Genomic DNA, 11,815 nt, shown 5'->3' with positions numbered 1-11,815 from the left:
ACTTTCTGTTACATATTTTCATTTCCAGTCCCGTAGGGAACGTTCCTACACTCACCGCTAGTGGGTCTTATCCGAAATTTTTTATTTCAGAGAAATACCCAAAATACAGTGTCGACATGCTGGTGAATAGAATGCGCTCGCTTTTAACTCCGGGATTTTGATTCTCGTCGGATTATGTGAACCAGGAAGATGTTCTGGCTGGGTTTGCCATTCTTATTAAATTCTCGCTGGTATTGATCGTTTTTATAACTCCATAGAACAGGGACAGCTATGTCTAACTCTTCCTATCAATCCGAAATTCCCAAGGCACGTATTAATCTAAAACTGGATCTGCATACCGGTGGCGCGAGTAAGAAAACGGAGCTTCCTCTGAAATTACTGGTGGCGGGCGATTTCAGTCATGGCCAGGAGTCCGCGTCATTATCCGAGCGTAAAAAAGTTAATCTCAACAAAAATAACTTTGACTCTGTGCTTTCCGAATATTCCCCAAAAGTAAATCTGACCGTCAAAAACACGCTTGCCGGTGATGGCAGTGAAGACAATATCAGTCTGACATTCCAGAGCATGAAGGATTTCACACCGGAACAGGTCTCACGACAAATTCCACAGCTGAAGGCGATGCTGTCCATGCGTAATTTGCTGCGTGATTTAAAAGCAAACCTGCTGGATAACCAGGCATTCCGAAAGGAGCTGGAAAAAATTCTCCTCGACCCGGAATTAAGCGCAGAACTCAGAACTGAGCTGTCAGCTCTGGCTCCGAAACAGCCATAACGGTCACGTTGTTTAAACGGATTAATAAGGAAGATGTTGATGTCTGTAAAAAATGAGAATGCCGCTGGTGGCGAGAGTGTGGTGCTTGAACGTCCTGCAGCAGGTGGGGTTTACGCGTCTCTGTTTGAGAAAATCAATCTGAATCCGGTGTCTGAACTGAGTGCACTGGATATCTGGCAGGACGCGCAGGCGATGTCGGATGCGACTGCGGATGAGCGCTTAACGGCGGGGATGCAGGTGTTCCTGGAGTGCCTGACAAAATCGGGCTCAAAAGTTGAAAAACTCGACAAAAACCTGATTGACCATCATATCGCAGAACTGGACTACCAGATTAGCCGTCAGCTTGACGCTGTCATGCACCATGAAGACTTTCAGGCGGTAGAAAGTCTGTGGCGCGGCGTTAAATCCCTTGTCGACAAAACCGATTTCCGCCAGAACGTGAAAGTCGAACTGCTTGATATGTCTAAAGAAGATCTGCGTCAGGACTTCGAAGACAGCCCGGAAATTATCCAGAGCGGATTATATAAGCAGACATACATTGATGAGTATGACACGCCGGGTGGAGAGCCTATTGCTGCGCTGATTTCCGCATACGAATTTGACGCGTCTGCACAGGACGTTGCCCTGTTGCGTAACATCTCGAAAGTCTCAGCTGCCGCGCATATGCCGTTTATCGGCTCTGCAGGTCCGAAATTCTTCCTGAAAGATACCATGGAAGATGTCGCGGCCATCAAAGACATTGGTAACTACTTCGACCGTGCGGAGTACATCAAGTGGAAATCGTTCCGCGAGACGGATGATTCCCGTTATATCGGCCTGGTGATGCCACGCGTGCTGGGACGTCTGCCGTATGGTCCGGATACCGTGCCAGTGCGGAGCTTCAACTACGTGGAAGAAGTGAAAGGCCCGGATCACGATAAATACCTGTGGACCAACGCATCCTTCGCCTTTGCATCCAACATGGTTCGCAGCTTCATCAACAACGGCTGGTGTGTACAAATTCGTGGCCCGCAGGCCGGTGGTGCCGTGCAGGATCTGCCAATCCATCTGTACGATCTGGGTACCGGTAATCAGGTCAAGATCCCGTCAGAAGTGATGATCCCGGAAACCCGCGAGTTTGAATTTGCGAATCTGGGGTTCATTCCCTTGTCCTACTATCGCAACCGCGACTATGCGTGCTTCTTCTCTGCGAACTCTACCCAGAAACCGGCGCTGTACGACACCGCTGATGCTACCGCCAACAGCCGCATCAACGCCCGTCTGCCGTACATTTTCCTGCTGTCGCGTATTGCGCACTACCTTAAGCTGATTCAGCGCGAAAACATCGGCACCACTAAGGATCGTCGTTTGCTGGAACTTGAGCTCAACACCTGGGTTCGCGGTCTGGTGACGGAAATGACCGATCCGGGCGATGAGCTGCAGGCGTCACATCCGCTGCGCGATGCGAAAGTGGTGGTAGAAGACATCGAGGATAACCCGGGCTTCTTCCGCGTGAAACTGTTTGCTATCCCGCACTTCCAGGTGGAAGGGATGGACGTCAACCTGTCACTGGTTTCCCAGATGCCGAAGGCCAAGTCGTAAGGCGAGGGAAAATCAGGGATGAAAATATATCGTCCGTTATGGAACGAAGGGGCTTTGCTGGCCCCACAACAGTTCCAGCAGCAGTCTGAATGGGAGGCGTTTTCCCGAGCAGGCCTGTCCACGTTGACCACCCCCTTCCCGTGGGGTGTCGAACACGTGGAACTGAATGAAGCGCTCCTGGCTTCCGGACGAGTACAGGCGCAGTCGCTGCGCCTGTGGTTGCCGGATGGCACGCTGATTGATACCCAAAGTAGCGATCTGTCGCCAGAGCCTCGTGAAATTCTGCCTCCGAATTCCGGGCGTACGGACAGCGTGACCGTGTTTGTCGCTCTGCCGGTCATGCTGCCAGGGATTGTGAACGTTCAGACCGATACGGTGCCTGCTGAGCGTCCGCTGCGCTATCGCGAAGAGTGGGTGACGGTTCAGGATGCCTTCGGACAGGAAGAAGAGCCGATGGCGGTGGCCCGATTTAATCTGGCATTCCGCTTCGATCACGAAAGTAACGATGCCTGGCAGACCTGTGCTGTCGCTCGTCTGCTGCGTGACGGGCAAGGTGCATGGCGTCAGGACCCTGATTTTGTGCCGCCGATGGTAATGTTCTCAGCGAGCAATCTCCTGCGTGAACGTCTGGTCTTGCTGAATCGCCAGTTGCGTTCCCGCCGTCAGCGTCTGATGGCAATGCGTCGTGAAAGTAACGATCGCATGGCGGATTTTGCCGTGGCGGACGTCTCTCTGTTCTGGTTGCTGAATGCGCTGAATACCCATGCCCGCGTGCTGACTGAGTTCGAACGCTTCCCGGCCCGGCATCCTGAACAGGTTTGGGCTGAACTGGCGCGCCTGGCTGGCAGTATGTTGACGTTCTCACTGGAGCGCGATCTGGATGCCATCCCAGGATACGACCATCAGGTACCGGAAAATACCTTCCCACCTCTGTTTGAGTTGATCAGTGAATTGCTGGAAGCCAGCCTGCCGTCGCGTGTTGTTGCCGTGAACATGACCCGTCAGGACGAGCAGACCTGGAAGGCGGTACTGCACGATATTCGTCTGCGCGAAGAAGCCGATTTCTACCTGTCTGTCCGTTCGAATCTGCCTGCCTGGCAGGTGGCCGAGAAGTTTGCCGAAATGGCGATGGCCGGTACACCGGACGATGTGGGGCAGATTTCCGGTGTGGCGATGGAAGGGATTGGTCTTATCCCTCTCAGCCGCGTGCCTGCGGCGTTGCCGGTGCGCCTGGAAAATCAGTACTTCGTGCTGGATATGGAGAGTCGTGCAGCGCATGACATGTTGGAGCAGGGCGTGTGCCTGTTCTACGTACCGTCGCTGCTGGGTGAGCTTGAACTTGAACTATTTGCGGTGCTGCGCTCATGAGAAAGGATATCGATATCGACAGCCTGATGGCGGACACCTGGCTTACCGTGGCGCAGCTGCGTCACGGTGCCAGGGCGCCGGATGGGCAGGCGCTGTATAAAAACTGCTGCGTGCAGGTGGAAAGTGTACGTGAAGCACTGGAGCGGGCCGGTTATGACAGCGAGAGCATCACGCATATTTCTTATGCGCAATGCGCTTTGCTGGATGAAGCGGTGATGAACCGTAAACCTGTCGTTGCTGATCCTGAAGCGGATGCCGGTGAATCTGAGTCTGAAGGGATGCAGAAGATCGATGTGGACGAAGGTATCAAAGCCTGGCGTGCTGCACCGCTGCAGGCCCGTTACTTTGGTTCGCTGCGTGCGGGCGGGGCGTTATACGATCGTATTGCGGAAGTGCTGCGCCAGCCGTCTCCGGTCCCGGCAGTGCTAACCTGCTACCAGCGTGTTCTTGCGCTGGGGTTCCAGGGGCAGTTCAGCCTCTCCGGCGTTGGGCAGGAGCAGCGTGAAGAAGTCATTGCTGCCCTGAATGAGCGAGTACCACCGCTGGAGACCGGTGTGGATCTGGTCGTACAGAAAACCGGAAAACGTCGTTACAACCTTCTGCGTTCCGTGTGGTTCTGGATAATCCTGGCCGTGGTGCTCACGGTGCTGGTCTGGGCGGGTGGTCACCTGTGGTTGCAGGATCTGCTACACCAGCAACTTCCGGAGCTGCACTGATGCGAAGATCTGCACTGCTACGGGCTGTATTTCCGGTGCTGATGTGCCTGGCTGCTGCACTCTGGGTTATCTGGGGATTTGTGAATGTCTCCGCACTGTTTAAAAGCGCGCTGACGCTCGCAGGGAGCATTTTAGCCTTGCTGGTGATGCGTCGCCGCTATCGTCGTCAGCAGCCAACCGGGAAGCAAGCCGATGAGGGTGTGTATCCTCCATCTGGTTTTACCGGACCGGTTTTGCTGGTGTGCGGCGATCTCAGCGAGCACCTTTTTACGGAAGGTGGGTGCCGTACCACTGCGCAGGGCTGCTATCTGAACGTCGGTGCAACGGATCAGTTAAGCAAGTTTGCCGATCGCTTACTGGCGCGTGAGCCTCGCATGGCCGGGCAACTGGTGGTGATGTTCCGCTGCCTGCCGGATTTGCACGAGGATGAAGGATTGCTGCGTGCCTCCCTGAAAGTGCTCCGCCAGCAGGTGAAACAGCTGAAGAATCTTTCTGGCTACCTGCCGCCAGTTGTACTGGCGGGTGAGTTTTCCGGCCCGGAAACACCGTGGATTGTGATCCGGGGTAAAACTCCGCTGGTCTGCCCGGCGGATGAACCGGCGCTGACGCTGGATGAGTGGCGGGCTCTTCCGCAAAACGTGACCCGTCTGCCATATCTTTCTCATGCTATGAGCATGTTACAACAGGTGGTGATGGATGAGCTGACCAAAGTGGACAGTCTGTGCCCGGCCGTCACGCCGTTTGCGGTGGTTGTCCGCAGTGGCTCTCTTCGTACTCTGACAGAGTCCGTCTGGCCGCAGTGGTTGTTCCGCCATTCGAAATTGCTGCCTCCAGTTGCAACCGCGACGTATCCCGCACTGTGGCACTTTGCAGACCCTGTTCTGCCTTTGCTTGCACCTTTTGCCATGCCACTTCAGGGCGGGAAAACCGGGCGTCGGGTGGTGATGTTCCTGCTGCTTTGCATCGTCAGTGCACTTGGCCTGTCCGTGCTACATAACCAGTCCCTAATCGGGCTTATCGCCTCCGATCTGCAGCGCTGGTATGCCATTCCAATGACGCACTACGCACCGAAGGCGCAGTCCCTGTATGCCCTACAGCAGGACGCTTTACTGCTGGAACGCTGGCAGCGCCAGGGCGAGCCGCAGCGTTATGGTCTGGGGCTCTATCCGGGCGATCGCCTGTGGCTGAGCGTTCAGCAGGCCATCGATACCTACGTACCACCTCCGCCGCCACCAAAACCAAAAGTGGTGCCGAAAATTGTTCGCCTCGACAGCATGTCGCTGTTCGACTCGGGCAAATTCGAGCTCAAATCCGGCTCCACCAAAATGCTGGTCAACTCGCTGGTGGGCATCAAGGCCAAACCAGGCTGGCTGATTGTCGTGTCCGGGCATACCGATAACACCGGCAATCCGCAACTGAACCAGACGTTGTCCCTTAAGCGTGCCGAAGCGGTACGCGACTGGATGCGTGACACCGGTGACGTGCCGGAAAGCTGTTTTGCGGTGCAGGGCTATGGCGAGAGCCGCCCGGTCGCAACCAATGACACCCCGGAGGGCAGAGCGCTCAACCGCCGTGTCGAAATCAGTCTGGTACCGCAGGCCAATGCCTGTCAGATACCCGGCAAAACCTCAGCGTCATCGCAGGATGATGACGTTTCTCAACATTAATGGAGTAAATCCGATGGCAATTCCTGTTTATCTTTGGCTGAAAGACGACGGCGGTGCGGACATCAAAGGTTCTGTGGACGTTCAGGATCGTGAAGGCAGCATCGAAGTGGTTGCACAGCAACATAACCTGTACATCCCAACCGATAACAACACCGGCAAGCTGACCGGTACCCGTATCCACACCCCATTCATGTTCACCAAGGAAATCGACTCCTCCAGCCCGTACCTCTACAAGGCTGTGACCACCGGCCAGACCCTGAAGTCTGCGGAATTCAAGTGGTACAAGATCAACGACGCGGGCCAGGAAGTGGAGTACTTCAACACCAAACTGGAAAACGTGAAAGTGGTGAAAGTGAACCCTGTGATGCACGACATCAAGGATCCTTCTTTCGAGAAGCACAACCATCTCGAGCAGATCGAACTGCGTTACGAAAAAATCACCTGGACCTACAAAGACGGCAACATCATTCATTCCGATTCCTGGAACGAACGCGCTACTGCGTAAGTCGCATGCGGACAGGGCCCTGTCCGCAGTTTTTTGCTGAGTGCCTGTATGTAACGGGCTTTCAGCAAAGAAAACCACAAACTGCCAGCCTGACCATATGCGCTTTGGTCCCCTTCACGGGAAACAGCGATGGGCGGTAGCGTGTCCAGGAACCGACAAAGAGAGAGATTCATGGAAAATCCAGCCATCCTGTTGCGACGTCTGAACCCTTACTGTGCCCGTGCGATGGAAGGCGCAGCGTCGCTCTGCCAGACCCGCGCCCATGCGGAAATTTTGCCGGAGCACTGGCTGCTGAAGCTGCTCGAACAGGGGGAAGGCGACCTGACGGTGCTGGCACGCCGCTACGAGTGGGATATGGATGCGCTGTGGCAGGAGTTGCTCGGCTGGCTGGATACACTTCCCCGCACTGTTCGCAGTCGCCCGCAGCTTTCAGACAGCATTCAGACGCTGATGCAGCAAGCCTGGTTGATTGCCTCCCTTAATGGGGAAGAGAACATCCGCAGTGTGCATTTGCTGATGGCGCTGGTCGATAAGCCTAAACTGGCGCGCTGCGATGGTCTGTGGCCACTGCTGACGCTCGGGCAGAGCCAGTTGGAGCGCCTGCGCCCGCTGCTGGATGCGCAGTCCGAAGAGCGCCCGGATGTGCAACAGGAAGCTGAACTGGCACAAAACCACGGTGGCGAAGTGGAATTTGTTGGACGTCCTGTTGGTGCTGAGATAAGAGAAGGCGAACTAAGCCCGGCATTGCAGAACGCACTGGATAAATTCACCCTCGACGTTACCGCCAAAGCGAAAGAGGGCAAGATCGACCCGGTCTTTGGGCGCGACACTGAAATTCGCCAGATGGTGGACATCCTCTCCCGCCGTCGCAAGAACAACCCGATTCTGGTGGGCGAACCTGGCGTCGGCAAAACGGCGCTGGTCGAAGGCCTGGCGCTGCGTATCGCCGAGGGCAATGTGCCGGAATCCCTCAAGCCAGTGGTACTGCGCACCCTGGATCTCGGCCTGCTGCAGGCGGGTGCAGGCGTGAAGGGCGAATTCGAGCAGCGTCTGAAAAACGTCATTGATGCCGTGCAGCAGTCGCTGGTACCGATTTTGCTGTTTATCGATGAAGCCCACACTATCATTGGGGCCGGTAACCAGGCCGGCGGCGCGGATGCGGCGAACCTGCTGAAACCTGCGCTGGCACGTGGCGAACTGCGCACCATTGCGGCCACCACCTGGTCTGAATACAAACAATACTTCGAGCGCGACGCCGCCCTGGAACGCCGCTTTCAGATGGTGAAAGTAGACGAGCCGGACGATGACACTGCTTGCCTGATGCTGCGCGGCCTGAAATCCCGCTACGCCGAACACCACAACGTGCATATCACCGATGATGCGGTCCGTGCCGCGGTCACGCTCTCCCGTCGCTACCTGACCGGCCGCCAGTTGCCGGACAAGGCGGTAGATCTTCTGGACACCGCCGCTGCGCGCGTGCGTATGAGCCTGGACACTATGCCGGAACAGCTGACCCGCATTCGCGCGCAGATTACCTCTCTTGAAATGGAGAAGCAGGCGCTGCTGGAAGATATCGCAGTCGGCAATCAGAGCCACGGTGAACGCCTGACCGCCATCGAGCAGGAAGAGAACGACCTTATCGTCGGGCTCGACGAACTGGAAACCCAGTACGGTCAGGAGCTGAAACTCACCGAACAACTGCTGGAATGCCGCCAGGACATTTCCCGCCAGAGCGAGACCCACGCGCTGCAACAGGAACTCAATCAAATGCAGCGCAGCAACCCGCTGCTCTCCGTTGATGTGGACGTACGCACCGTTGCCACCGTGATTGCAGACTGGACGGGCGTACCGCTTTCCTCGCTGATGAAGGACGAGCAAACTGAGCTGTTAACCCTGGAAAATGAAATCGGCAAACGCGTGGTTGGGCAGGATGTGGCGCTGACCGCCATCGCCCAGCGCTTGCGTGCGGCGAAAACCGGGCTTACGTCCGAGAACGGTCCGCAGGGCGTGTTCCTGCTGGTTGGCCCGAGTGGCGTCGGTAAGACTGAAACTGCGCTTGCACTGGCAGACGTGATGTACGGTGGTGAAAAATCGCTGATTACCATCAACCTGTCCGAGTACCAGGAGCCGCACACTGTTTCCCAGCTGAAGGGCTCGCCTCCGGGTTACGTCGGTTACGGACAGGGCGGTATTCTCACTGAAGCGGTGCGCAAGCGCCCTTACAGCGTGGTATTGCTCGATGAAGTAGAAAAGGCACATCGTGACGTGATGAACCTGTTCTATCAGGTATTCGACCGCGGCTTTATGCGCGACGGCGAAGGGCGTGAAATAGACTTCCGTAACACCGTCATTCTGATGACCTCGAATCTTGGCAGCGACCACCTGATGCAGTTGATCGACGAACAGCCGGAGGCCACCGAAGGCGATCTCCACGAACTGCTGCGTCCGATCCTGCGAGACCACTTCCAGCCGGCGCTGCTCGCCCGCTTCCAGACCGTGATTTACCGCCCGCTGGCGGAAACGGCTATGCGCACCATCGTTGAGATGAAGCTCGCACAGGTCAGTAAGCGCTTACATCGTCACTACGGCCTGACCACGTATATTGACGAGAGCCTGTATGACGCCCTGACCGCAGCCTGCCTGCTGCCGGATACCGGGGCGCGTAACGTCGACAGCCTGCTCAACCAGCAAATTCTGCCGGTGCTTAGCCAGCAGCTGCTCAGCCATATGGCGGCGAAGCAGAAACCGACTTCACTGACGTTAGGGTGGAATGAGGAAGAAGGGATCGTGCTGGCATTTGACGAACCGGCTACTGAGCCTGTCAGAGGATAAACGCCATGAATGATTCAGTGATTACCCTGGCAAAGGAAAAAATCGACGAACTTCTGGGGATGTCCCGCTACAAGCTGAACGTTCACGAGTGCCCGCACTTTCTGGATGTCTTCAATTTCAAAGCGGAGGAGAAGCTCAGCGAACCGTGGCACTACACCGTTAAAGTGACCTGCACCGCTGGCGATATTGCCAGCGACAGCATGTTGCTTAAACCAGCGTCGTTCACGTTTCAGGTTCCGTTGTATAACGGTCTGCCTGCCACGCCTGTGCGTACAGTCTATGGCGTGGTTGAGACATTCCAGCGTCTTTCGACTTCGGCGGATGAAACTTACTACACGCTGAAAATCGTGCCGCGCATCGCGCTGTTACAGCACACAAAACGCAGCGAGATTTACCTCAATCAGTCCGTTGTGGAAGTCGTGGAGCAGATCCTGCGTTCCCACGGGCTGGAAGGGGCTGATTTCGAATTCCGTCTGTCGCAGGCCTATCCGGCACGCGAGCTGATCACCCAGTGGCGCGAAACCGACCTTGAGTTCGTGCAGCGCCTGCTGGCAGAAGTCGGGATTTTCTGGCGCTTTGAAATGGACGGCCGCCTTGAACAGGATGTGGTGATTTTCCAGGACAGCCAGGAGCAGTATCAGTTTGGCGTCACCCTGCCGCTGATCCAGCCGTCACGCACCAGTGATAACGGTCAGCTCAGCGTCTGGGATATCAAAACCGGGCATCTGGTGGTGTCTGAAAGCGTTGCCAACCGCGACTACAACTACCGCGAAGCGCTGACGCCGCAGGACAGTTCCGCGTCTGTCAGCACGGCGGATGGCATCACCACGGGGGAGGTATATCACTACGCCGAGCCTTTCCTGAGTGAAGGGGATACCGACACCCCGGAAAGCGGGGCGTATTATGCCCGTCTGCGTCATGAACGTATTCTGAATGCGCAGCAGGCGGTCACAGGGAAAACGACCAGCCCGGTGCTGGCACCGGGTGAAGTACTTGAGCCGCAGGGCTCACTGCCAGCCAGCCTGAAAGACGGTATCGTCATTACGGGTGTGCAGAGCAGCGGGTCGCGCAAAAAAAGTTTTCAGATGACCTTTACCGGGCTCCCTTACAGCGAAGCCGTGTGCTACCGCCCGCCGCTGCATAACCGCCCGGTGATCGCCGGAACGTTGCCCGCGCGTGTGGAAAGTACCGAGAAAGGCGATACCTATGCCTGGCTGGACAATCAGGGCCGCTACCGCACGAAGCTCGACTTTGACCGCAGCAGCAGTGAGCAGGGCTATGCCTATCTGTGGCTGCGTATGGCGAAGCCGTATGCCGGCGACAACTACGGTTTCCACGCACCATTGCTGGACGGTACCGAAGTCTCGGTGATGTTCGACGCGGGCGATCCCGATCGCCCGTATATCGCCCATGCCCAGCACGATTCTGAACATCCGGATCACGTCACCGACGATAACCACACGCGCAACGTTCTGCGAACGCCTGCAAACAACAAACTCCGCCTGGAAGACAAGCGCCAGGAAGAGCACATTAAGCTCGCGACGGAGTTTGGTAAAACTCAGCTCAATATCGGCCACCTGGTCGATGCCCGGCGTGAACAGCGCGGTACTGGCTTTGAACTGCGCACGGATGAATTTGGTGCCGTGCGTGCCGCCCGTGGTATTTATCTGACAGCGGATGCCCAGACCAAAGGCCAGGGGCAGGTGCTGGAGATGAACCCGGCAGTCAGTCAGATTACCCAGGCCAACAGCGAAATGCAGGCGCTGAACGGCGCAGCCGAACAGGCAAAAGCGCTGACCTGCGATATTCAGACGCAGACCAACCTGCACCAGAGCCGCCTGAAAGATTTACAGTCGGCTGTGGTGCTGGCCTCCGCCCCGCAGGGGGTGGCCCTGACCTCCGGCGAGCATCTGCAGCTGACCAGCGCAAAAAACACCATGGTCACCGCAGGCCAGCATGTCGATATCGGGGCCATGAAAAATGTCACGGTGAGCGCTGAGCAGTCTCTGGGGCTGTTTGCCCATAAGGCCGGGGCGAAGGTCATCGCCAACCTGGGCAACGTTGAAGTGCGTGCCCAGCACAGCACGCTGGAAATGAGCGCCGACCAGCAGTTCACGATCACCAGCAGCCAGGATGAAATCACCATCAGCACCCCGAAAACCCTGACGCTGAACGGCGGAGGGTCTTACCTCAAGCTGAGCGAAAGTGGGATTGAGCATGGGACTAACGGGGATTTCGTAACCAGAGCGTCAAATTATCTTGTGCCTGGGACGGGGAACACACTTCCCGTTGACACCCCTGACTTCAAAAAAACCGATATCAGTGTGACTGGAAAAAATTCAGCCAAGTGGGCCAGTGAATAGCAGGGAGGAAAA

Annotated in this window: 8 protein-coding genes; all 8 read left to right on the top strand. The window is 56.4% G+C overall.

What is annotated here, in order from left to right:
• Positions 1-270 precede the first annotated feature (270 nt).
• Entirely contained in the window at positions 271-771 is a 501-nt protein-coding gene (tssB, locus tag ACLHV9_RS20880) for a type VI secretion system contractile sheath small subunit (RefSeq protein ID WP_028019673.1), read from the top strand.
• Positions 772-804: 33 nt separating this feature from the next.
• Entirely contained in the window at positions 805-2,352 is a 1,548-nt protein-coding gene (tssC, locus tag ACLHV9_RS20875) for a type VI secretion system contractile sheath large subunit (protein WP_028019674.1), read from the top strand.
• Between the two features lie 18 nt (positions 2,353-2,370).
• Positions 2,371-3,720, top strand: coding sequence for a type VI secretion system baseplate subunit TssK (gene tssK / locus ACLHV9_RS20870; RefSeq protein WP_108090454.1), 1,350 nt, complete (start codon positions 2,371-2,373; stop codon positions 3,718-3,720).
• Positions 3,717-4,436 carry a type VI secretion system protein TssL, short form gene (gene tssL / locus ACLHV9_RS20865; protein ID WP_108090453.1) on the top strand — a complete coding sequence of 240 codons (720 nt, stop codon included), beginning with the start codon at positions 3,717-3,719 and terminating at the stop codon, positions 4,434-4,436. The genes tssK and tssL overlap by 4 nt, the downstream gene beginning before the upstream one ends.
• Positions 4,436-6,103, top strand: a complete 1,668-nt coding sequence (locus tag ACLHV9_RS20860; RefSeq protein ID WP_108090452.1) for an OmpA family protein — start codon at positions 4,436-4,438, stop codon at positions 6,101-6,103. The genes tssL and ACLHV9_RS20860 overlap by 1 nt, the downstream gene beginning before the upstream one ends.
• Positions 6,104-6,116: 13 nt before the next feature.
• Positions 6,117-6,608 carry a type VI secretion system effector Hcp gene (gene hcp, locus ACLHV9_RS20855; protein ID WP_108090451.1) on the top strand — a complete coding sequence of 164 codons (492 nt, stop codon included), beginning with the start codon at positions 6,117-6,119 and terminating at the stop codon, positions 6,606-6,608.
• 171 nt (positions 6,609-6,779) lie between these two features.
• Positions 6,780-9,440: a type VI secretion system ATPase TssH gene (gene tssH, locus ACLHV9_RS20850; RefSeq protein WP_108090450.1), complete on the top strand. Its 2,661-nt coding sequence runs from the start codon at positions 6,780-6,782 to the stop codon at positions 9,438-9,440.
• Between the two features lie 5 nt (positions 9,441-9,445).
• Positions 9,446-11,803, top strand: a complete 2,358-nt coding sequence (locus ACLHV9_RS20845; protein ID WP_028019680.1) for a type VI secretion system Vgr family protein — start codon at positions 9,446-9,448, stop codon at positions 11,801-11,803.
• Positions 11,804-11,815: the final 12 nt, after the last annotated feature.

Source organism: Enterobacter sp. CPE_E890, from assembly GCF_046521475.1.
GTDB classification, from domain to species: domain Bacteria; phylum Pseudomonadota; class Gammaproteobacteria; order Enterobacterales; family Enterobacteriaceae; genus Enterobacter; species Enterobacter adelaidei.
Note: the sequence above shows the minus strand (reverse complement) of the source record. Positions and strands in the feature narration are given on the sequence as shown.